Annotated in this window: 25 protein-coding genes; 17 read left to right on the top strand and 8 right to left on the bottom strand. The window is 55.7% G+C overall.

The features are described 5' to 3' along the window. The first annotated feature begins 92 nt into the window (after positions 1-92). The 5 genes from argT to hisP all read left to right on the top strand — a co-directional run bounded on the left by argT (position 93) and on the right by hisP (position 4,135). Entirely contained in the window at positions 93-875 is a 783-nt protein-coding gene (gene argT, locus QQF33_RS19215) for a lysine/arginine/ornithine ABC transporter substrate-binding protein ArgT (protein WP_095282776.1), read from the top strand. A gap of 211 nt (positions 876-1,086) precedes the next feature. Next, on the top strand, positions 1,087-1,869 hold the full coding sequence (gene hisJ, locus QQF33_RS19210; protein ID WP_095282775.1) for a histidine ABC transporter substrate-binding protein HisJ: 783 nt from the start codon (positions 1,087-1,089) through the stop codon (positions 1,867-1,869). 85 nt (positions 1,870-1,954) lie between these two features. Continuing rightward, entirely contained in the window at positions 1,955-2,641 is a 687-nt protein-coding gene (locus QQF33_RS19205) for a histidine ABC transporter permease HisQ (RefSeq protein ID WP_285146793.1), read from the top strand. After that, positions 2,638-3,354: an ABC transporter permease gene (locus QQF33_RS19200; protein WP_282493667.1), complete on the top strand. Its 717-nt coding sequence runs from the start codon at positions 2,638-2,640 to the stop codon at positions 3,352-3,354. Before QQF33_RS19205 ends, QQF33_RS19200 begins: the two co-directional genes overlap by 4 nt. 7 nt (positions 3,355-3,361) lie before the next feature. Beyond that, positions 3,362-4,135, top strand: coding sequence for a histidine ABC transporter ATP-binding protein HisP (gene hisP, locus QQF33_RS19195; protein ID WP_285158431.1), 774 nt, complete (start codon positions 3,362-3,364; stop codon positions 4,133-4,135). A 40-nt stretch (positions 4,136-4,175) separates the two neighbouring features. Here hisP and QQF33_RS19190 read toward each other — a convergent pair whose 3' ends face one another. The 4 genes from QQF33_RS19190 to yfcG form a co-directional block, all read right to left on the bottom strand. Continuing rightward, entirely contained in the window at positions 4,176-4,709 is a 534-nt protein-coding gene (locus QQF33_RS19190; protein ID WP_285158430.1) for a GNAT family N-acetyltransferase, read from the bottom strand. Positions 4,710-4,766: 57 nt separating this feature from the next. Next, positions 4,767-5,660, bottom strand: coding sequence for a TIGR01777 family oxidoreductase (locus tag QQF33_RS19185; RefSeq protein WP_285158429.1), 894 nt, complete (start codon positions 5,658-5,660; stop codon positions 4,767-4,769). A 19-nt stretch (positions 5,661-5,679) separates the two neighbouring features. Beyond that, entirely contained in the window at positions 5,680-6,042 is a 363-nt protein-coding gene (gene folX, locus QQF33_RS19180; protein WP_282493663.1) for a dihydroneopterin triphosphate 2'-epimerase, read from the bottom strand. A gap of 72 nt (positions 6,043-6,114) precedes the next feature. Next, complete coding sequence (gene yfcG / locus QQF33_RS19175) at positions 6,115-6,744, bottom strand: GSH-dependent disulfide bond oxidoreductase (protein WP_285146789.1); 630 nt, start codon at positions 6,742-6,744, stop codon at positions 6,115-6,117. Between the two features lie 138 nt (positions 6,745-6,882). On the opposite strand from yfcG, the gene yfcF reads away from it, so the two are divergent. The 3 genes from yfcF to yfcD are packed head-to-tail and all read left to right on the top strand — an operon-like array spanning position 6,883 to position 8,744. Then, entirely contained in the window at positions 6,883-7,527 is a 645-nt protein-coding gene (yfcF, locus tag QQF33_RS19170) for a glutathione transferase (RefSeq protein WP_285158428.1), read from the top strand. A gap of 55 nt (positions 7,528-7,582) precedes the next feature. After that, positions 7,583-8,134, top strand: a complete 552-nt coding sequence (gene yfcE, locus QQF33_RS19165) for a phosphodiesterase (protein WP_285149250.1) — start codon at positions 7,583-7,585, stop codon at positions 8,132-8,134. Positions 8,135-8,189: 55 nt separating this feature from the next. Then, positions 8,190-8,744, top strand: coding sequence for an NUDIX hydrolase YfcD (gene yfcD / locus QQF33_RS19160; RefSeq protein WP_282493656.1), 555 nt, complete (start codon positions 8,190-8,192; stop codon positions 8,742-8,744). 3 nt (positions 8,745-8,747) lie between these two features. Here the strand turns inward: yfcD and QQF33_RS19155 are convergent, their stop codons facing one another. Continuing rightward, the gene (locus QQF33_RS19155) at positions 8,748-9,767 is read right to left on the bottom strand and encodes a LacI family DNA-binding transcriptional regulator (protein WP_282493655.1); all 1,020 of its coding nucleotides are present in this window, start codon (positions 9,765-9,767) and stop codon (positions 8,748-8,750) included. Positions 9,768-10,004: 237 nt separating this feature from the next. Between QQF33_RS19155 and QQF33_RS19150 the strand changes: the two genes are divergently transcribed. The 5 genes from QQF33_RS19150 to QQF33_RS19130 all read left to right on the top strand — a co-directional run bounded on the left by QQF33_RS19150 (position 10,005) and on the right by QQF33_RS19130 (position 13,986). After that, positions 10,005-10,448 (top strand): PTS sugar transporter subunit IIA, encoded by a 444-nt coding sequence (locus tag QQF33_RS19150; RefSeq protein WP_282493654.1) that lies wholly within the window; start codon positions 10,005-10,007, stop codon positions 10,446-10,448. A gap of 79 nt (positions 10,449-10,527) precedes the next feature. After that, positions 10,528-10,800 carry a PTS sugar transporter subunit IIB gene (locus QQF33_RS19145; protein WP_095282763.1) on the top strand — a complete coding sequence of 91 codons (273 nt, stop codon included), beginning with the start codon at positions 10,528-10,530 and terminating at the stop codon, positions 10,798-10,800. Positions 10,801-10,821: 21 nt separating this feature from the next. Beyond that, entirely contained in the window at positions 10,822-12,213 is a 1,392-nt protein-coding gene (locus QQF33_RS19140) for a PTS ascorbate transporter subunit IIC (protein WP_282493650.1), read from the top strand. Continuing rightward, a complete protein-coding gene (locus QQF33_RS19135; protein WP_285149251.1) occupies positions 12,210-13,040 on the top strand; it encodes a transketolase in 831 nt (276 codons plus the stop codon). The genes QQF33_RS19140 and QQF33_RS19135 overlap by 4 nt, the downstream gene beginning before the upstream one ends. Continuing rightward, positions 13,033-13,986: a transketolase family protein gene (locus QQF33_RS19130; RefSeq protein ID WP_285149252.1), complete on the top strand. Its 954-nt coding sequence runs from the start codon at positions 13,033-13,035 to the stop codon at positions 13,984-13,986. The genes QQF33_RS19135 and QQF33_RS19130 overlap by 8 nt, the downstream gene beginning before the upstream one ends. A 114-nt stretch (positions 13,987-14,100) precedes the next feature. On the opposite strand, the gene pta is transcribed toward QQF33_RS19130, so the two are convergent. Both pta and ackA read right to left on the bottom strand, forming a co-directional pair. Continuing rightward, positions 14,101-16,245 (bottom strand): phosphate acetyltransferase, encoded by a 2,145-nt coding sequence (pta, locus tag QQF33_RS19125; protein WP_285149253.1) that lies wholly within the window; start codon positions 16,243-16,245, stop codon positions 14,101-14,103. 76 nt (positions 16,246-16,321) lie between these two features. Next, positions 16,322-17,524 carry an acetate kinase gene (ackA, locus tag QQF33_RS19120; protein ID WP_282493647.1) on the bottom strand — a complete coding sequence of 401 codons (1,203 nt, stop codon included), beginning with the start codon at positions 17,522-17,524 and terminating at the stop codon, positions 16,322-16,324. Positions 17,525-17,861: 337 nt separating this feature from the next. Between ackA and yfbV the strand changes: the two genes are divergently transcribed. The 4 genes from yfbV (at position 17,862) to QQF33_RS19100 (ending at position 21,482) form a co-directional block, all read left to right on the top strand. Continuing rightward, on the top strand, positions 17,862-18,317 hold the full coding sequence (gene yfbV, locus QQF33_RS19115; protein ID WP_282493646.1) for a terminus macrodomain insulation protein YfbV: 456 nt from the start codon (positions 17,862-17,864) through the stop codon (positions 18,315-18,317). A 91-nt stretch (positions 18,318-18,408) separates the two neighbouring features. After that, positions 18,409-18,903 carry a YfbU family protein gene (locus QQF33_RS19110; RefSeq protein ID WP_095282756.1) on the top strand — a complete coding sequence of 165 codons (495 nt, stop codon included), beginning with the start codon at positions 18,409-18,411 and terminating at the stop codon, positions 18,901-18,903. A gap of 10 nt (positions 18,904-18,913) precedes the next feature. Then, positions 18,914-19,573 carry a sugar phosphatase gene (locus QQF33_RS19105; RefSeq protein ID WP_285158427.1) on the top strand — a complete coding sequence of 220 codons (660 nt, stop codon included), beginning with the start codon at positions 18,914-18,916 and terminating at the stop codon, positions 19,571-19,573. A gap of 76 nt (positions 19,574-19,649) precedes the next feature. Further along, positions 19,650-21,482, top strand: a complete 1,833-nt coding sequence (locus tag QQF33_RS19100) for an SLC13 family permease (protein WP_285158426.1) — start codon at positions 19,650-19,652, stop codon at positions 21,480-21,482. Positions 21,483-21,553: 71 nt separating this feature from the next. Here the strand turns inward: QQF33_RS19100 and yfbR are convergent, their stop codons facing one another. Continuing rightward, the gene (yfbR, locus tag QQF33_RS19095) at positions 21,554-22,153 is read right to left on the bottom strand and encodes a 5'-deoxynucleotidase (RefSeq protein ID WP_285146777.1); all 600 of its coding nucleotides are present in this window, start codon (positions 22,151-22,153) and stop codon (positions 21,554-21,556) included. Between the last annotated feature and the right edge of the window lie 68 nt (positions 22,154-22,221).

Below are 22,221 nucleotides of genomic sequence, written 5' to 3'. Positions count from 1 at the left end.
TCGGCAATATGGCATAAGACCTGCAAGAGAACGCCTGTTACACAACACACAACATAAACCATAAGAAAATCACGACACTTGAGGGTAAATGTATGAAGAAGACGGTTCTGGCTCTGTCTCTGCTGGTGGGATTAAGTGCGGCAGCGAGCAGCTATGCGGCACTTCCTCAGACAGTGCGTATCGGTACTGACGCCACTTACGCGCCATTCTCGTCCAAGGATGCGAAAGGCGACTTCGTCGGCTTTGATATCGATCTGGGAAATGAAATGTGCAAGCGCATGCAGGTGAAATGCACATGGGTGGGCAGCGATTTTGATGCGTTAATCCCGTCGCTGAAAGCCAAGAAAATCGATGCCATTATCTCTTCACTCTCCATTACTGAAAAACGTCAGCAGGAGATTGCCTTCTCTGACAAGCTCTACGCGGCTGACTCCCGTCTGATCGCGGCGAAAGGCTCCCCAATCCAGCCAACGATCGAATCGCTGAAAGGCAAACACGTTGGCGTGCTGCAGGGCTCTACGCAGGAAGGTTTTGCTAACGCCGACTGGCGCGAAAAAGGCGTCGATGTGGTCGCGTACCAGAACCAGGATCTGATCTATTCTGACCTGGCTGCAGGGCGTCTGGATGCGGCATTCCAGGACGAAGTGGCGGCGAGCGAAGGCTTCCTGAAACAGCCTGCGGGTAAAGAGTTTGCCTTTGCCGGTCCGTCGGTGAAAGATAAAAAATATTTCGGTGACGGCACCGGGATTGGCCTGCGTAAAGACGACAAAGAGCTGAAAGCGGCCTTCGACAAAGCCTTTGCTGAACTGCGCAAAGATGGCACCTACGACAAACTGGCGAAGAAATATTTCGACTTCAACGTATACGGTGATTAATCGTCACTGACGGGGCATTCGGATGTGTTGGATCCAAAATGGTGCAAAAAGCGCACCATTTTGGGTCGTCAAGTGCATAGTTAAGCACTTATGATGCAAAAATTTCCATCTGGCGGGCATTATACTTTGCCTTGCTAAGGGGATTAATGGCACATTAACGACACTCCCCCGTCGTAAAATCCCGTAAGAAGACAGTCTGTTGAGGATAAACATGAAAAAACTGGTGTTGTCGCTTTCTCTGGTGCTGGCCTTTTCCAGCGCTACCGCTGCTTTTGCCGCCATTCCGCAAAAAGTGCGTATCGGTACCGATCCGACTTATGCCCCGTTTGAATCGAAGAATTCGAAAGGTGAACTGGTGGGTTTTGACATCGATATCGCCAACGAGCTGTGCAAACGCATCAAAACGCAATGTACCTACGTTGAAAACCCGCTGGATGCGCTGATCCCCTCGCTGAAAGCCAAAAAAATCGACGTGATTATGTCCTCCCTCTCCATCACCGAAAAACGTCAGCAGGAGATTGCCTTCACCGACAAACTCTATGCCGCGGATTCGCGTCTGGTGGTGGCTAAGTCTTCTGACATTCAGCCAACGCTGGAGTCCCTGAAAGGCAAACGCGTCGGCGTGCTGCAGGGCACCACCCAGGAAACCTACGGCAATGAACACTGGGCACCAAAAGGGATTGAAATCGTCTCTTATCAGGGCCAGGAAAACATCTACGCTGACCTGACCGCAGGCCGTATTGACGCTGCGTTCCAGGACGAAGTGGCTGCCAGCGAAGGTTTCCTCAAGCAGCCGGTTGGGAAAGATTATAAGTTCGGCGGTCCGTCCATTAAGGACGAGAAACTCTTTGGCGTCGGCACCGGCATGGGCCTGCGCAAAGAAGACAACGAACTGCGTGAAGCACTGAACAAAGCCTTTGCCGAAATGCGTGCAGACGGCACTTACGAAAAACTGGCGAAGAAATACTTCGACTTTGATGTCTACGGCGGCTAATCGCCCCGTTATATAACGTGCGGCCCCTCCCGCGTTTCGGGAGGGGAAAAGACACGGTGTGACCACTCACGACAGGGCAGGCCTTATGCTGTACGGATTTTCTGGCGTTATTTTACAAGGCGCGCTCGTTACTCTAGAACTGGCCCTCAGTTCAGTGGTGCTGGCGGTGCTGATAGGCCTGGCGGGTGCGGGAGCGAAACTCTCAAGTAATCGGGTACTGGCGCTGATTTTTGAAGGCTACACCACGCTGATTCGCGGTGTGCCCGATCTGGTGTTGATGCTGCTCATTTTCTACGGTCTGCAAATCGCGCTCAACAGCGTGACGGATGCCGTGGGGATGTCGCAAATTGATATCGACCCGATGGTGGCCGGTATTATCACCCTCGGCTTTATCTACGGCGCCTATTTCACGGAAACCTTCCGTGGCGCATACATGGCCGTACCCAAAGGCCACATCGAGGCGGCAACCGCCTTCGGTTTTACCTCCTCACAAATCTTCCGTCGGATTATGTTCCCGGCCATGATGCGCTTTGCCTTACCGGGCATCGGCAACAACTGGCAGGTGATCCTTAAAGCGACGGCGCTGGTTTCCCTCCTCGGGCTGGAAGATGTGGTGAAAGCCACGCAGCTTGCGGGCAAGAGCACCTGGGAACCCTTCTATTTTGCCGTGGTGTGCGGCGTGATTTATCTGGTGTTTACTACCGTCTCCAATGGTGTGCTGCTTCTTCTCGAACGTCGCTACTCCGTGGGTGTGAAGAGGGCTGACCTGTGATTGAGATTATTCAGGAATACTGGAAATCGCTGCTGTGGACCGATGGCTATCGCTTTACCGGCGTGGCGATCACCCTGTGGCTGCTGATTTCGTCCGTAGTGATGGGCGGGATTCTGGCGGTGTTTTTGTCCATTGGCCGGGTGTCGGAAAACAAATACATTCGCTTCCCGATCTGGCTGTTCACCTATGTGTTTCGCGGTACGCCGCTGTACGTTCAGCTGCTGGTCTTTTACTCCGGGATGTATACGCTGGAGATCGTCAAAGGCACCGAAATGCTCAACGCGTTCTTTCGCAGCGGGCTGAACTGTACCGTGCTGGCGCTGACGCTGAACACCTGCGCTTACACCACCGAGATCTTCGCCGGGGCCATTCGCTCTGTGCCGTACGGTGAGATTGAAGCGGCGCGCGCCTACGGCTTCTCGTCCGTGAAACTCTATCGCTGCATTATTATGCCTTCGGCGCTGCGTATCGCGCTGCCGGCGTACAGCAACGAAGTGATTCTGATGCTGCACTCGACGGCGCTGGCATTTACCGCCACCGTGCCGGACCTGCTGAAAATCGCGCGTGATATTAACTCGGCGACTTACCAGCCCTTTACCGCCTTCGGCATCGCCGCGGTGCTGTATTTGATCATTTCGTACGTCCTGATTAGCCTGTTCCGTAAGGCAGAAAAACGCTGGTTGCAGCACATGAAACCTACTTCGACGCACTGAGAAAACGATGTCTGAAAATAAATTAAACGTTATCGATCTGCACAAACGCTACGGCGAACATGAAGTGCTGAAAGGGGTATCGCTCACGGCGAATGCGGGCGATGTGATCAGTATTATCGGCTCATCCGGTTCGGGAAAAAGTACCTTCCTGCGCTGCATTAACTTCCTCGAAAAACCGAGCGAAGGCTCGATTATCGTCAGCGGGCAGAATATCAATCTGGTGCGTGACAAAGACGGGCAGCTGAAAGTGGCGGATAAAAATCAGCTGCGCCTGCTGCGCACGCGCCTGACGATGGTCTTCCAGCACTTTAACCTCTGGAGCCACATGACGGTGCTGGAGAACGTGATGGAAGCGCCGATTCAGGTTCTCGGCTTAAGCAAACAGGAAGCGCGCGAGCGCGCGGTGAAATACCTGGCGAAAGTGGGGATCGACGAGCGCCAGCAGATTAAATACCCGGTGCATCTGTCCGGCGGTCAGCAGCAGCGCGTCTCTATCGCCCGTGCGCTGGCGATGGAGCCAGAAGTGCTGCTGTTTGATGAGCCGACTTCCGCGCTCGACCCTGAGCTGGTGGGCGAAGTGCTGCGCATTATGCAGAAGCTCGCTGAAGAGGGGAAAACGATGGTGGTGGTGACGCACGAGATGGGCTTCGCCCGTAACGTCTCTAACCACGTGATCTTCCTGCATCAGGGCATTATCGAAGAGCAGGGGCATCCGGACGAGGTGCTGGCGAACCCGAAGAGCCCGCGTTTGCAGCAGTTCCTGAAGGGATCGCTCAAGTAGTTTTGTCGCCCGGTGGCGCTGCGCTTACCGGGCCTACGAGTTATGTAGGCCGGGCAAACGCAGTGCCGCCCGCACCACACTCCAACCGATAAACCCAGTCGTCATACCGAACGCCATCGATCTCATAGGCTTTTTCCAACACCTGAGTGCGCACAAAACCCATCTTTTCCAGCACCCGCACGGAACCGGCGTTATCCGCCAAAACGTAGGCATTGATCGCTTTCACGCCCGTCTCAGTGAATGCATAGTCACACACCGCGCGCAGCGCCTCGCTGGCAATGCCTTTTCCCTGCGCCTGCGGGATCACCGTGTAGCCGATATCCGCCTCTTCCCGATACTTCGCACTGATTTGCAGGCCGATATCGCCTAGCGGCGTGTCATCATGACGGGAGCGGATCACGAAGGTATGCGGTGCCGCGAGGCGGATGGCGAACAACCGTCGCGTCTCTTTTTCAGGGCCGATGGCCGCCATATAGCGCATGATAGCGCGGTCTTCGCGCAGCGAGCGGAAGAACGCCCAGTCGGAGGGTTTGAACGGGGAAAGCTGAAGTCGGGGAGTGGTGATTGTCGCCATAGTGTCGCCATTCTGGGGAGTCTGACGTACGACTCTACCATAAGCGACACGGCAGATTTAACCCACCACATCTCCCAGGGCTTCTTCTAAGTCATACCAGCGAAACGCAAACCCTGACGCTTCCAGCCGTTTTGGCAGGGCGCGTTGCCCCCCCAACACCAGCACTGACGATTCGCCCATCATCAGGCGAATGGCGGTGGCTGGGGCGCGCAGAACCGCCGGGCGTTTCAGGGCGTGGCCCAGCGCATGGGCGAACTGTTCGTTACGCACCGGATAGGGCGAAACCATATTGAACGGGCCGTGCAGATCGTTATCCAGCAACCACAGAATGCCGTTGACCATATCGTCGATGTGGATCCACGCCAGATACTGACGACCGCTGCCCATCGGGCCGCCGAGACCAAGTTTAAACACCGGCAACATCTTCGCCAGAATGCCGCCTTTAGGCGCCAGCACCACGCCGGTTCGCAGCAGGCAGACGCGAGTCGTGTCGCTTTGCGCGCCGCAGGCGATTTGCTCCCAGCGCGCGCAGAGTTTGTGGGTGAATTCGTTGTGCGGCGGCTCTTCTTCGGTGACGACCACTTCCCCGAGATCGCCGTAATACCCGGCCGCCGAGCCGGAAATCAGCACCGACGGCGGGGTAGTGCTGGCGTGGAACAGATCGACCAGCTTTTGCGTGATGTTCCAGCGGCTCTCGCACAGCCGCTGTTTTTGCTCTTCGGTCCAGCGTTTGTCGGCGATAGGCTCGCCTGCGAGGTTGATGACGGCGTCGAAGCCGTCCAGATTCTGATGCTCAGCGAGGCCCTTCCAGATGCCAACGTCTTTTCCCAGCACCTGACGGGCTTTCTCTGCATTGCGCGTCACCACGGTAATCTCATGATGCAGCACCTGCAGACGCGAAATGAGATGACGACCAATCAGGCCTGTACCGCCAGTCACCAGAATCTTCATACTACCTCCGGGATTGCGCTTAGCGTTGCCAGCTCAGGGTCATGGAGACCGAGTCGGCGTAACGCAGCGCGTGAAGTTTATCGATTTCCACTTCAGCATAAGTGACCCAGTGATGTTCGCGTGCGATGTCGAGCACATCCTGAGTTAATTTTTCCAGCAATGAGAAGCGGTTATTCTCCACGTACTTAATGATGCTCTTGGTGATGGTGCGATAGTTCAGGGCATCGTTGATGTCTTCGCTGGCGCGCGCTTTCTCGGCCGGGTAGTGGATCACCACGTTAATCACGATGTCCTGACGATTTTCAATCTCTTCAGGTTTAATGCCGATAAAAGTGCGTAAGCGTAAGTTTTTTATACGAATAATAGCGTCATGCTGTGACATTGCAGGCTTCCTCTGTTTGTTATTCAGATCATAATACATGAGGATTTTCGGCGCGCCCAACGGGGCGGGCGCTTAAATTTGTTGCGCCTTCTGCATCGCGCGTTCTGTCGCCGGGCGATTGCGAATTCGCTCGAACCAGTTGTTCACGGCGGGATAAGTCGCAAGGTCGATTCGCTGGCGCACGTGGGCGTTGATCCACGGCCAGCAGGCAATATCGGCGATGCTGTAATGGTCCCCGCCCAGCCACGGGGATTTTTCCAGCCGCTTGTTCATCACGCCGTAAAGCCGCTGTGTCTCCACCTGATAGCGTTCGATAGCATAAGGAATCGGCTGCGGGGCGAAATGGTTGAAGTGATGGTTTTGCCCGAGGCTTGGGCCAAGCCCGCTCGACTGCCAGAACAGCCACTGTAGCGTGTGGTGGCGCTCGCGCAGTTCGCCGCTCAGCAGCTTCCCAGTTTTCTCCGCCAGATAAAGCAGGATCTCGCCGGATTCAAACAGACTCAGCGGCCTGCCGCCGTCCGCCGGAGCGTGATCGACAATAGCGGGGATTTTATTGTTGGGCGAGATGGCGAGAAAATCAGGCCGGAACTGATCGCCCTTGCTGATATCCACTTTGATAATACGATAATCCAGCTGCGTCTCTTCCAGAAATAGCGTGATCTTGTGTCCGTTGGGGGTCGGGGCAAAATAGAGGTCTATCATCTCAACTCCTGTCCTTACATTATTTCATGCCATAAAAACGAGTATAGGCGCTGCGCATAAATCGTGAGTTTTCATCAAGTGACAGGAACGCAAAGAGATTATATGTTGGATGAAAACCGATCAGCCGATGAGGATGTTATGAGCCAACCTGCGATTACCCTGTGGTCCGATACCAACTTTTTCTCGCCTTATGTGATGAGTGTGTATGTCGCGCTGGCGGAGAAGGGGCTGACATTTAACGTCAAAACCGTTGACCTGGATCGCGGCGATCACCTCAAACCGCAGTGGCAGGGTTATGCGCTGACGCGTCGCGTGCCGGTGCTGGAAATTGACGGGTTTGAGCTCAGCGAATCCTCGGCGATCGATGAATACCTGGAAGATCGCTTTGCGCCGCCGGAGTGGGAGCGCATCTATCCTCACGATCTGCAAAAGCGCGCGCGGGCGCGACAGATCCAGGCGTGGCTCAGGAGCGATCTGGGGCCGATTCGCGAACAGCGCTCGACGGATGTGATTTTCGGCGGGGCGAAAAAGCCTGCGCTCAACGACGCGGGCGCGGCGAGCGCCAGTAAACTCTTCGAAACGGCGGCGAAACTGCTGGAGCACGGCAACCCGAATCTGTTTGGGGAATGGTGCATCGCCGATGCCGATCTGGCGTTGATGCTCAACCGCCTGGTGCTGAATGGCGACGAGGTGCCACAAGCGCTGGCCGATTACGCTTCATTCCAGTGGCAGCGCGCCTCCGTGCAGCGTTTTGTGGCGCTCTCAGCAAAGCGCGCAGGCTGATAAACCCCGTGGGTTCAGGTATCATAGGGCAGTGATCATTTGAAAGGAGTCCCTGATGAAACTCATGTTTGCATCGGATATTCACGGGTCGCTGCCCGCGACGGAACGCGTGCTGTCACGCTTTGTGGAAAGCGGTGCGCAGTGGCTGATAATCCTCGGTGATGTGCTCAACCACGGGCCGCGCAATGCGCTCCCGGAAGGCTACGCTCCGGCGCAGGTGGCGGAAAAACTGAATCAGTACGCGGATAAAATTATTGCGGTGCGCGGCAACTGTGACAGCGAAGTCGACCAGATGCTGCTTCACTTCCCGATAACGGCCCCCTGGCAGCAGGTGTTGCTGGAAAATACCCGTCTGTTTTTAACTCACGGACATCTTTTTGGCCCGGAGAATCTGCCGCCGCTCGCGACTGGCGATGTGCTGGTTTACGGTCATACTCATATTCCGGTGGCGGCATTACACGGGGATATCGTTCATTTCAATCCAGGCTCCATCAGCATTCCGAAAGGGGGACATCCTCCCAGCTATGGCCTTCTGGATGAGAATCTCTTGAGCGTTATCGCACTTAATGATCAGCAAGTTATTGCGCAGGTCAGCATTAATCCGTAAGTTACACCTCAAAAGTCAAACGCGCCAAAAGAGCGCTTAACGAGAAGGGTTCCCGATGGTGGAGCAGAGTCATTTGGCAAGTACAGAGTGGGTAGACATTGTCAGCGAAGACAATGAAGTGATTGCACAGGCCAGCCGCGAGCAAATGCGGGCTGAACGTCTGCGCCATCGCGCCACCTACATCGTTGTTCACGACGGTATGGGCAAGATCCTGGTACAGCGACGTACTGAAACGAAAGACTTTATGCCAGGCATGCTGGACGCAACGGCAGGCGGCGTCGTTCAGGCCGATGAAATCCTGCTGGATTCCGCGCGTCGTGAAGCCGAAGAAGAGTTAGGCATCGCCGGTGTCCCCTTTGCCGAGCACGGTTTGTTCTACTTTGAGGACAAACATTGTCGCGTCTGGGGCGGGTTGTTCAGCTGCGTTTCCCACGGGCCATTCGCGCTTCAGGAAGAAGAGGTGAGCGAAGTGAGCTGGATGACGCCAGAAGAGATCACCGCCCGTTGCGATGAATTTACGCCGGACTCACTGAAAGCCCTGGCGCTGTGGATGAGCCGCAACGCCAAAAATGAATCCGCAAAACCTGAGAAGCAGGAGCAGGCTGAGTAAATCTCAGCAGCTTTCCCGCAAGCACAGACTGGAGGCGATCGGTTTCTGATCGCGCCAGTCGTCGCCATTTAAGCGCTCCAGCAGCGCGCGTCCCGCTTCAACACCAATCTTCCGATGTGGCACCGCCATGGTCGTCAGCGGCGGCTGACAGACGCGGCTCACGTCGCTATCGCCAAAACCCACCACTGCCAGATCGTCCGGCACCTTGATGCGTCTGCGCTGACATTCATACAGCACGCCGCACGCCAGTTCGTCAGAGACGCAGACCAGCGCATCCAGCTCAGGCCAGGCGAGTAAAAACTCCGGCAGCTGCGACGCCCCCGTCGAGAAGTTCGGCGGCAGCGCGGCGTTAATCACCCGATTGGGCGACATATGGTGGCGCAACATCGCTTTGTACCAGCCCTGCAGGTGCTGCTGGAAAATCCACTGCTCCTGATTGGCGCACAACAGCCCGATATTCTGATAGCCGCGCTGAATCACCAGTTCGGTGAGTTCGTACATCGCCGCGACGTTGTCGATGCCGATATTCATATCCAGCGGGTCGGCACGCATCGCGCCCATTTCCATCACCGGGATCGAGGCGTTTTTTAGCCAGTGGCGAACGGTATCCGTGTGTTCCGCGCTGAGTAAAATCGCCGCCGCAATATTCGAGGCGAGCAGCGTTTCCAGCAATTTCTCTTCCTGCTCAGGCCTGTGCTGCGATTCCGCCAGCATAATCTGGTATCCGGCGGGCTGCAGGACCTGCTGCAATCCGGCAAACATATCGGAACAACCGTCCTCTGCCAGATTGGGCACGACCATCGCAATGGTCCTGGACGATGCTGACGCCAGCGCGCTGGCCGCAAGATTGGGCATATAACCCAGCTCCTGCACTGCCGCTTCAATTTTTTCTCGTAGCTTATCGGAAACCTGCTCAGGCGTGCGCAATGCGCGGGACACCGTCATAGTACCCACACCGGCAAGCTGCGCGACATCCGAGATAGTCACTTTGCCGGTACTACGTCGTTTTCGGGTTAGAGACATACAAATTCCTGGTGACCAGACGCGTTTTTCTTATCATCCTTCGCTTCACATGAATTTGAGTATACGCCTTAAATCCCTTTTTTTACTGTGATTTCCCATGCGGATTCCAATTTGATAGCGCTATCACAATTCTGAATGTTCGAAATTGGTAGCGCTATCTTTGTGATCCGGATCGCAGCTATCCGCGATGGGCTTGCATAAAGTTTGTTCATCATTGACCTCAGGCGGGAGAAGAAAGTGCTCAAAAGCTGGATACATGATGCAACCATCACGCTGGAAGAGAGCGTTGAGGACTGGCCGCAGGCGCTGGAGCTGTGCGCCAGACCGCTGCTGGAGATGAACGTCATCTCCCCGGAGTATGTGACGGCGATTGTCGAACAGCATCACAAGTTAGGACCTTATTACGTGCTGGCACCAGGGCTGGCAATGCCGCATGCGCGGCCAGAAGAAGGGGCGAAAGGGCTTGGCCTCTCATTATTAAAACTGAAACAGGGAGTCGCATTTGGTGCCGGAGAGTTCGATCCGGTAGATATTATTATTATGCTGGCTGCACCCGATAAACACAGCCATATCGAAATGATCTCTGCGCTGGCCGAATTATTTTCCAGTGATGAGGATTTGGCCGAACTGCATAACGTTAATACGCGGGAGGAAATAAAAGCCATTATCGAACGCTTCTGACGTTATTACCCATTCCGATTAATTGACTCATTACGCCGATGCGTGATGCGGACGTACTCTACTCAAAAAAGGCATAACAATGAAAATTATGGCGATTTGCGGCTCCGGCCTGGGCAGCAGTTTTATGGTCGAAATGAATATCAAAAAAGTCCTTAAGAAATTAAATATTGAAGCTGAGGTGGAGCACTCCGATCTCTCCTCGGCCACACCGGGAGCCGCTGACCTGTTCGTGATGGCAAAAGACATCGCCGCCAGCGCAAGCGTGCCGGAAAGCCAGCTGGTGGTGATCACCAACATTATCGATATCAATGAACTCGAAGCGCAGCTCAGCGCCTGGTTCGCGAAACAATAACCCTGTTGAGGCGAGGTGGATATGTTTATCCTTGAAACGCTGAATTTCGTTGTTGATATTTTAAAAGTCCCCTCAGTGCTGGTGGGCTTAATTGCTTTAATTGGACTGGTGGCGCAGAAAAAGCCGTTTTCTGATGTGGTAAAAGGTACCATTAAAACCATTCTCGGTTTTATTGTGCTGGGCGGTGGTGCCACGGTGCTGGTGGGCTCGTTAAATCCATTAGGCGGGATGTTTGAACACGCCTTTAGTATTCAGGGCATTATTCCGAATAACGAAGCGATTGTTTCGATTGCGCTGGAGAAATACGGCGCATCCACGGCGCTGATTATGGCCTTCGGGATGGTGGCGAATATTATTGTCGCCCGCTTTACGCGTCTGAAATACATCTTCCTCACCGGGCATCACACCTTTTATATGGCCTGTATGATCGGCGTGATCCTGACGGTGGCGGGTTTCGAAGGCATCGGCCTGGTCTTTACCGGCTCGCTGATTCTGGGCTTGATCATGGCGTTCTTCCCGGCTCTGGCGCAACGCTATATGAAGCGCATCACCGGCAATGACGATATCGCCTTTGGTCACTTCGGCACCCTGGGCTACGTGCTCTCCGGCTGGATCGGCAGCAAGTGCGGGAAAGGTTCGCGTTCTACTGAAGAGATGAACCTGCCGAAGAACTTAAGCTTCCTGCGCGACAGCTCAATTTCTATCTCGCTGACCATGATGATTATCTACCTGATCATGGCCGTCAGCGCCGGGCGCGAGTACGTCGAAGCCACCTTTAGCGGCGGCCAAAACTATCTGGTTTACGCCATCATCATGGCGATCACCTTCGCGGCAGGTGTGTTCATCATCCTGCAGGGTGTGCGCCTGATTCTGGCGGAGATCGTCCCGGCCTTCACCGGATTCTCCGAAAAACTGGTGCCGAATGCGCGTCCAGCCCTCGACTGCCCGGTGGTCTATCCCTATGCGCCTAACGCCGTGCTGATTGGCTTCCTGTTCAGTTTCCTCGGCGGGATTGTCGGGCTGTTCCTGTGCGGACAGTTTAGCTGGGTGCTGATCCTGCCGGGCGTGGTGCCGCACTTCTTCACCGGGGCAACCGCTGGCGTGTTCGGCAACGCAACGGGTGGGCGTCGCGGGGCGATGATCGGTGCCTTTGCCAACGGCCTGCTGATTACCTTCCTGCCGGTGATGCTGCTGCCGGTGCTGGGGGCAATTGGATTCGCTAACACCACCTTCTCAGACGCCGACTTTGGCGCGGTGGGGATCGTGCTGGGCAACCTGGCGCGCTATCTGTCACCGTTTGCTATCACCGGCCTCGTCGTCGCGTTGTTTGCCGTGCTGGTGGCCTACAACCTGTTCGCTAAAAACAAAACTGCGGGCGGTAACGCGCAGGAAAACACCGGAGCCAAATCATGAATGTGAAAGAAGTGACCCGACTGGCGCGCGAGATCCGCGTGGAAACGCTCAAATCCTTAACGCAGCTGGGGTTCGGACATTACGGCGGCAGTATGTCGGTAGTGGAAACCCTGGCGGTGCTCTACGGCGCGGTGATGAAAATCGATCCGGCCGATCCCGACTGGCCGGAACGCGACTACTTCGTGCTCTCCAAGGGCCATGCGGGCCCGGCACTCTACAGTACGCTGGCGATTAAAGGCTATTTCCCGGTGGAAGAGCTCAGCACCCTGAACCAGAACGGGACGCGTCTCCCGAGCCACCCTGACCGCCTGAAAACGCGCGGCGTGGATGCGACCACCGGATCTCTCGGGCAGGGGATCTCGATTGCGGGCGGCATGGCGCTGTCACACAAGCTGGCGGGGCGTCCAAACCGGGTATTCTGCATCGTCGGTGACGGCGAGCTGAACGAGGGCCAGTGCTGGGAAGCCTTCCAGTTTATTGCCCATCACCGGCTGAACAATCTGACCATTTTTGTCGACTGGAACAAACAGCAGCTCGACGGTGAGCTGGACGAGATCATCTGCGCGTTCGATCTCGAAGGGAAATTCCGCGCCTTTGGCTTCGATGTGGTGACGGTCAAAGGAGATGACGTGCCCGGGCTGCTGGAGGCCGTTTCGCAGCCGCCTGCCGCCGAGGCCCGCCCGCGGGTGGTGATCCTCGACAGCATCAAAGGGCAGGGCGTGCCGTATCTGGAGCAGTTAAGCAACTCCCACCACCTGCGACTGACGGACGACGTCAAAGCCGCGCTGAATGAGACGATTCGCCAACTGGAGGCCGCAAATGATTAAGGTTGCACCCGCAGGACAAAAAGACGCTATCGAGATGCGCAAAGTGTACGCCGGTTTCGTGGCCAGCCAGATTGAAGCCGGAAGCGAGATTATCGCCCTCGAAGCAGATCTGATGAGCTCAATGGCGATGGACGGCGTGGCGCGTGATTACCCGCAGCACGTGATCAACTGCGGCATTATGGAGGCCAACGTTATTGGTACGGCGGCGGGTTTATCGCTGACCGGGCGCAAACCTTTTGTGCATACCTTTACGGCATTCGCCAGCCGTCGCTGCTTTGACCAGCTGTTTATGTCGCTCGATTATCAGCGCAATAATGTCAAAGTGATCGCCTCGGACGCGGGCGTCACGGCCTGTCACAACGGCGGCACCCATATGTCGTTTGAGGATATGGGGATTGTACGCGGTCTGGCGCATTCGGTGGTGCTGGAAGTCACCGATGCCGTGATGTTCGAAGATGTGCTGCGCCAGCTTATCGATCTCGACGGGTTCTACTGGGTGCGCACCATTCGCAAGCAGGCCCCGAGCGTCTATGCGCCAGGCTCCACGTTCACCATTGGCAAAGGCAACGTGCTGCGCGAGGGGAGCGATATTACTCTTATTGCCAACGGCATTATGGTGGCGGAAGCGCTGGAAGCGGCGCGCCAGCTCGAGCAAGAAGGGGTCAGCGCGGCGGTGATCGACATGTTTACCCTGAAACCTATCGACCGGATGCTGGTGAAAAACTACGCCGAGAAAACCGGGCGGATTGTCACCTGTGAGAATCACAGCATTCACAACGGATTAGGGTCTGCGGTGGCGGAAGTGCTGGTCGAAACGTGCCCGGTGCCGATGCGTCGCGTGGGGGTGAAGGAGCGCTACGGTCAGGTCGGGACGCAGGATTTCCTGCAAAAAGAGTATGGCCTGACGGCACACGATATTGTCTCGGCGTCGCGAGAGCTGCTGTAAATAAAAAAGGCGACCAGTAAAATGGTCGCCTTTTTTTTGCCGGATGGCGCTTCGCTTATCCGGCCTACAAAACCGTAGGCCCGGTAAGCGTCAGCGCCACCGGGCTTTTAAGCCTTACGCTTGTTGCTGTGAAGACTGAATCGCGGTCAGAGCGATGGTGTAGACGATATCGTCAACCAGCGCGCCACGGGACAGGTCGTTCACCGGCTTGCGCATACCTTGCAGCATCGGCCCGATGGAGATCAGGTCGGCAGAACGCTGTACCGCTTTGTAGGTGGTGTTACCGGTGTTCAGATCCGGGAAGATGAACACGGTAGCGCGACCTGCAACTGGAGAGTTCGGCGCTTTGGATTTCGCAACGTCAGCCATCACCGCGGCGTCGTACTGCAGCGGACCATCGATCATCAGGTCAGGACGTTTTTCCTGCGCCAGACGGGTCGCTTCACGCACTTTCTCAACGTCGCTACCCTGACCGGAGGTACCGGTAGAGTAGGAGAGCATTGCCACGCGTGGTTCGATACCGAAGGCAATCGCGGAGTCCGCAGACTGAATAGCGATCTCAGCCAGCTGCTCAGCCGTTGGATCCGGGTTAATCGCACAGTCGCCGTAAACGTAAACCTGTTCAGGCAGCAGCATGAAGAACACAGAAGAGACCAGAGAGCTGCCTGGTGCAGTTTTGATCAGCTGCAGCGGCGGACGGATGGTGTTCGCGGTGGTGTGAACAGCACCAGAAACCAGACCGTCAACTTCATCCTGCTCCAGCATCAGGGTACCCAGCACCACGTTGTCTTCCAGCTGTTCGCGAGCAACGGCTTCGGTCATGCCTTTGCTCTTACGCAGCTCAACCAGACGGGCAACATAGCTCTCGCGGACCACGTCTGGATCGACGATTTCGATACCAGAACCCAGCTCAACGCCCTGAGACGCGGCAACGCGGGTGATTTCATCCGGATTACCCAGCAGCACACAGGTCGCGATTCCGCGCTCAGCACAGATAGCGGCTGCTTTCACGGTACGCGGTTCGTCGCCTTCTGGCAGAACAACACGTTTACCGGCTTTACGCGCCAGCTCGGTCAGCTGGTAGCGGAAGGCTGGTGGAGACAGACGACGGCTACGCTCGGAGGTCGCAGTCAGAGACTCAACCCAGTCAGCGTTGATGTAGCTTGCAACGTATTCCTGAACTTTCTCGATACGCTCATGGTCATCAACCGGCACTTCCAGGTTGAAGCTCTGCAGGCTCAGAGAGGTCTGCCAGGTGTTGGTGTTCACCATGAACACTGGCAGGCCGGTGGCGAACGCACGTTCGCACAGTTTGCTGACGCGAGGGTCCATTTCATAAGCGCCGGTCAGCAGGATTGCACCGATCTCAACGCCGTTCATCGCGGCCAGACAGGCTGCAACCAGCACATCAGGACGGTCAGCGGAGGTTACCAGCAGGGAACCTGCGCGGAAATGTTCCAGCATGTGCGGAATGCTGCGCGCACAGAAGGTCACCGATTTCACGCGACGGGTGTTGATGTCGCCTTCGTTAACCACGGTCGCATTCAGGTGACGCGCCATGTCGATCGCACGGGTGGCGATCAGGTCGAAGCTCCATGGCACCGCGCCCAGAACTGGCAGCGGGCTGCTTGCGCTCAGCTGAGCCGGGTCCACTTTCACGACTTTCGCTTTGGAAGAGTCGTCGAAAATTTCAGACAGGTCAGGGCGGGTACGGCCTTGTTCATCAACCGGTGCGTTCAGTTTGTTAACGATAACGCCGGTGATGTTGGTGTTTTTCGCGCCGCCGAAGCTGCTGCGAGTCAGCTCAATACGCTCGTTCAGCTGTTCCGGGGTATCGGTACCCTGGGACATCACGAACACGATTTCAGCGTTCAGGGTTTTGGCGATTTCAAAGTTCAGAGACTGAGCAAACTGGTGTTTGCGCGTCGGAACCAGGCCTTCAACCAGCACCACTTCTGCGTCTTGCGCATTCGCGTGGAAATTGGCGATGATCTCTTCCATCAGCACATCGGACTGATTGCTGGAGAGCAGAGACTCAACGTGGCTCATTTTCAGCGGTTCAGCCGCTGGCAGACCGGAATTCGCACGCACAATGGCGGTGGTCTGGTCTGGCGCATCGCCACCGGCACGAGGCTGGGCGATAGGCTTAAAGACGCTCAGGCGAACGCCTTTGCGTTCCATAGCACGGATAACGCCAAGGCTGACGCTGGTCAGGCCGACGCTGGTTCCGGTAGGGATCAGCATAATAGTACGGGACACGGTTTATCCTCTTTTGGTTACCGCCGCATCGGGCGGGGTACAAAACAGCACCGCCAGCTAGGCTGGCGGTGTGGAATCAGGCAGTCAGACGGTTCGCGTCTTGCGCGATGACCAGCTCTTCGTTGGTTGGGATAACCAGAGCCGGGCGGGTGCCTTCTTTGTTGATGAAGCCAGACTTGCCGAAACGGGCAGCCAGGTTACGCTCGTGATCAACTTCAAAGCCCAGAACGCCCAGTTTGCCCAGGGACAGTTCACGAACCATTGCCGCGTTCTCACCGATACCGCCGGTGAAGATAACCGCATCCAGACGACCATCCATCAGCGCGGTGTAAGAACCGATGTATTTCGCCAGGCGGTGGCAGTAAACGTCCATTGCACGTTTAGCGTCAGCTTTGGTGGTGTAGTTGTCTTCAACGTAACGGCAGTCGCTGGTGACTTCGGTCAGACCCAGCAGGCCAGACTCTTTGGTCAGCATTTTGTTGATCGCATCAACGCTCATGCCCAGGGTGTCGTGCAGGTGGAAGATAATCGCCGGGTCGATGTCACCGGAACGGGTACCCATCACCAGACCTTCCAGCGGGGTCAGACCCATGGAAGTATCAACACACTCGCCGTTGCGGATAGCAGAAACAGAACCACCGTTGCCCAGGTGGCAAGTGATGATGTTCAGCTCTTCAACAGGTTTGTTCAGAACCTTGGCCGCTTCCTGAGTGACGTAGAAGTGGCTGGTGCCGTGTGCGCCGTAGCGACGTACGCCGTGCTCTTTGTACAGGCTGTACGGCAGGGCATAGAGGTAAGACTCTTCCGGCATGGTCTGATGGAACGCGGTGTCGAAGACAGCGACGTTTTTGTCTTTCAGATTCGGGAAGGATTTCAGCGCTTCCGCGATGCCGATCAAGTGCGCAGGGTTGTGCAGCGGTGCAAAAGAGGCTGCATCTTTGATACCCTGAATCACGGATTCGTCGATCACTACAGAGCCGGTGTACTTCTCGCCGCCATGAACAACACGGTGACCGATTGCAGTCAGCTGAGCAGACAGTTCTGGTTTTTGTGCCAGAATAGTGTTAACGATAAAGTTCAGCGCTTCACTGTGAGCGGCGCCTGCACCTAAAGCCGCTTCTTGTTTGCTGCCGTCCATTTTCCACTTAAGACGTGCTTCAGGAAGATGGAAACATTCGGCCAAACCAGAGAGGTACTCTTCACCGTTGAGCGCATCGATGATGGCGAATTTCAGTGAGGAGCTACCGCAGTTCAGAACCAGTACTAACTTACTCGACATGGAAGTACCTATTATTGATACGTGGCTAAAAAAACGTCAGTGAGTCTCGTAGCGTAGCGCAAGATGACCCAGACATTTATGATTAACATCATGCCAAACGAACATTCTGGCAGGATGAAAGAAATCCATATGATTTTATGCCATTTTGAACGATTTTCAGACAATGGCATAATATGCGATAATTTGACGAGTTAACGATTCTCGTCTAAGGCCCAATCAGGCTGGCACAGAATACCCGATACTGGGTAGCGATGACAAAATATTTTGAACGTTGTCATGGCTTGTTGTGGATTTGCACGAAAATTTTAATTTTTATATGTGAAGTTGAGGTACAGCCATGTCGACACCAGAGAACCCCTCCGTGAGCTTCTTTAGCCTGTTTCGTCGGGGCCAGCATTACGCAAAGACGTGGCCCCTGGAAAAGCGCCTTGCCCCGGTGTTTATCGATAACCGCGTCATCCGCATCACCCGCTATGCGATCCGCTTTATGCCGCCTATCGCCGTCTTTACCCTGTGCTGGCAAATTGCGCTGGGTGGCCAGCTTGGCCCGGCCGTCGCGACGGCGCTGTTTGCGCTAACACTTCCGATGCAAGGACTGTGGTGGCTGGGCAAACGTTCTGTCACACCGCTGCCACCTACTATTTTACACTGGTTTTATGAAGTGCGCGGGAAACTTCAGGAAGCCGGTCAGGCGTTGGCCCCGGTTGAAGGCAAGCCGGATTACCAGGCGCTGGCCGACACGCTCAAGCGCGCTTTTAAGCAACTTGATAAAACATTCCTTGATGACTTGTGATTGATCATCGAAACGGTCACGAAAAGAAGGCACAGTAACAATCAGTTACCGTGTCTTTTTTTTGAGTGCAACGCGCAACAGGAGTCGAAAGATGGAAATGACCAACGCTCAACGTCTGATTTTGTCCAATCAGTACAAGATGATGACTATGCTTGATCCCGACAACGCTGAGCGCTATCGCCGCTTGCAGACTATCGTCGAACGTGGCTTTGGCTTGCAGATGCGCGAGCTGGATCGTGAATTTGGTGAACTGAAAGAAGAGACGTGCCGCACCGTCATCGACATCATGGAGATGTACCACGCGCTGCATGTTTCCTGGACCAATCTGAAAGATGCTCAAACCATCGATGAGCGCCGCGTAACCTTCCTTGGTTTTGACGTGGCGACCGAATCTCGCTACCTGAGCTATGTTCGCTTTATGGTGAACACCGAAGGGCGCTACACCCATTTTGATGCCGGTACTCATGGCTTCAACTCCCAGACGCCGATGTGGGAAAAATATCAGCGTATGTTAAGCGCGTGGCACGCCTGCCCGCGTCAGTACCATTTAAGCAGCAACGAGATTCAGCAAATTATTAACGCCTGAGGGGGTGAGTGTGCAGTGTAAAGGTTTTCTGTTTGATCTGGACGGTACGCTGGTGGATTCGCTGCCGGTTGTCGAGCGCTCGTGGTGCCATTGGGCCGACAGGCATGGCATCGACCATCAGGATGTGTTGAATTTCATCCATGGCAAACAGGCCATTACCTCTTTACGCCACTTCTTATCCGGAAGAACCGAAGAGGAGATTCAGGCGGAGTTCAAATATCTGGAGCAAATTGAAGCTCAGGATGTCGAGGGTATTGCGGCACTCCCGGGCGCGCTTGAGCTGCTCCAGCATCTGAACGAAGCGCAGATCCCCTGGGCGATTGTGACCTCGGGTTCAATTCCCGTCGCTCATGCCCGCCACAAGGCCGCAGGCCTGCCGATGCCCGAAGTGTTCGTCACCGCTGAACGTGTGAAGCGCGGTAAACCGGAGCCGGATGCGTTTTTATTAGGCGCGGAACTGCTGGGTATTCATCCGAAGGATTGCGTAGTGATCGAAGACGCCGCCGCCGGTGTGCTGGCGGGGCTCAACGCCGGAAGCCACGTGATTGCGGTGAATGTTCCGGCCGGTTCGACCCGGCTCGACGAAGTGGATTTCGCGCTCACGTCGCTTGCCGCGCTCTCGGTCCACAAGGGATCGGACGGAAATGTTACCGTCTCCCTGAAAATGTAAACCCATGATTTGGCCCCACATTGTTGGGGCCTTTTTATGGCAAAATTTCCCTCCCTTTCCCTGACAAGGATATGTTGTGAACGGTGAACTGATTTGGGTGCTGAGCCTTCTTGCTATCGCCATCATTCTCTTTGCAACCGGCAAAGTGCGCATGGACGCCGTTGCTCTGCTGGTTATCGTCGCGTTTGTTCTGAGCGGCACCTTAACGCTCTCCGAAGCCTTCTCCGGTTTTAGCGATCCCAACGTCATTTTGATTGCCGCGCTGTTCATCATCGGCGACGGGCTGGTGCGCACCGGCGTCGCCACGGTGATGGGTGCCTGGCTGGTGAAAGTGGCGGGCAGCAGCGAAACCAAAATGCTCATCTACCTGATGCTGACGGTCGCCGGGCTGGGTGCTTTTATGAGCTCCACCGGCGTGGTGGCGATCTTTATTCCGGTGGTGTTAAGCGTCTCGATGCGCATGCAGACCTCGCCGTCGCGGCTGATGATGCCGCTGAGTTTCGCCGGGCTGATTAGCGGCATGATGACTCTTGTCGCGACGCCGCCGAACCTGGTGGTGAACAGCGAACTGCTGCGTGAAGGCTATGCCGGGTTTAGCTTCTTCAGCGTGACGCCGATTGGCCTGGTCGTGCTGGTGCTTGGCGTGATTTACATGCTTCTGACCCGCTTTGCGCTGAAGGGCGATACGCAACACAAAAAAGGCGACGGCTGGCGTCGGCGCACTTTCCGCGATCTGATCAAAGAGTATCGCCTCACCGGGCGCGCGCGTCGTCTGGCGATCCGCCCCGGCTCACCGCTAATTGGTCAGCGTCTGGACGATCTCAAACTGCGCGAACGCTACGGCGCGAATATCATTGGCGTCGAGCGCTGGCGGCGGTTCCGTCGCGTGATTGTGAATGTGAACGGGGTGTCTGAGTTCCGCGCCCGCGACGTCCTGCTGATTGATATGTCGACGGCGGACGTGGATCTGCGTGAGTTCTGCACTGAACAGCTGCTGGAGCCGATGGTGCTGCGCGGCGAGTATTTCTCCGACCAGGCGCTGGACGTGGGGATGGCGGAAGTCTCGCTGATCCCTGAGTCGGAACTGCTGGGCAAAACCGTGCGTGAAATCGGGTTCCGTACCCGCTACGGCCTGAACGTCGTCGGCCTGAAACGCGACGGCGTTGCGATGGAAGGGGCGGTAGTGGATGAGCCGCTACAGCTGGGCGATATCTTCCTGGTGGTCGGCAACTGGAAGCTTATCAGCCAACTCGGGCAAAAAGGGCGCGATTTTGTGGTGCTCAATATGCCTGTCGAAGAGAGCGACGCCTCACCGGCCCACAGTCAGGCTCCGCATGCCATATTCTGTCTGGTATTGATGGTCGCCCTGATGCTCACCGACGAAATTCCTAACCCCATCGCGGCGATTATTGCCTGCCTGCTGATGGGCAAATTCCGCTGCATCGACGCCGAGAGCGCCTACAAAGCTATTCACTGGCCGAGCATTATTCTGATCGTCGGTATGATGCCGTTCGCGCTGGCGCTGCAAAAAACAGGCGGTGTGGATTTGGTGGTGAAAGGGCTGATGGACGTCGGCGGGGGCTATGGCCCGTACATGATGCTGATTTGTCTGTTCGTGATGTGCGCTACCATCGGGTTGTTTATCTCCAATACCGCGACGGCGGTGCTGATGGCACCTATTGCGCTGGCGATGGCGAAGTCGATGGGCGTGTCGCCGTATCCGTTTGCGATGATGGTGGCGATGGCGGCGTCGGCGGCGTTTATGACGCCAGTCTCGTCACCGGTGAATACGCTGGTGCTGGGGCCGGGGAACTATCAATTCAGCGATTTCGTGAAGCTCGGGGTGCCGTTCACCATTCTGGTGATGCTGGTTTGCGTGGTGTTGATTCCGGTGCTGTTCCCGTTTTGACATCGTTGTTGGCATCCCGATAAGGGTTTTATAGGCCCGGCAAGCGTAGCGCCGCCGGGCATAACAGACGACTAAAGCGGTGAATCCTGGCTAATCTCGTCCAGCGACAGATGGAAGCTCGGCACAAACACCTGCATGAAATAATCCATCTCTTCGCTGCGGCGTGATTCGAGGGTTTTTTCCAGTCGCGTTTTCGCCAGTAAAAACTCGTTGTTTCCGGCGGACAACTCTTCGAGGCACTTGAGATAGGCGCACAGGGCATCGGCCTGTTTCACCAGCAATCTTTCCTCTTCTGTGCACTGATGCTCATCGATCAGCGGCGCAAAAATATCCCGCAGCTCTTCTGGCACCATATCCACCAGTTTCTGCTGGGCGATCTTCTCGATAGCCTTATATTCCTGGGCAATCTGCGAATTGAAATATTTCACCGGCGTCGGCAGGTCGCCGGTTAACACTTCCGAGGCGTCGTGGTACATCGCCAGCAGGGCGATGCGTTCGGCATTGACGTTACCGTTGAATTTGCGGTTTTTTATGGCGGCCAGGGCGTGAGCAACCATCGCCACCTGCAAACTGTGTTCCGACACATTTTCGGTGCGCACGTTGCGCATCAGCGGCCAGCGGTTAATGAGTTTCAGGCGGGAGAGATGGGCGAAGAAATGACTTTGACTCATAGAATACCTTTTGTCTTGCACTGCGACAGCGTTCATTGTGCGGCGAGGGGAGGCAAGATGCAAATCAG

The organism is Lelliottia wanjuensis (assembly GCF_030238365.1).
Lineage (GTDB): Bacteria > Pseudomonadota > Gammaproteobacteria > Enterobacterales > Enterobacteriaceae > Enterobacter > Enterobacter wanjuensis.
Note: the sequence above shows the minus strand (reverse complement) of the source record. Positions and strands in the feature narration are given on the sequence as shown.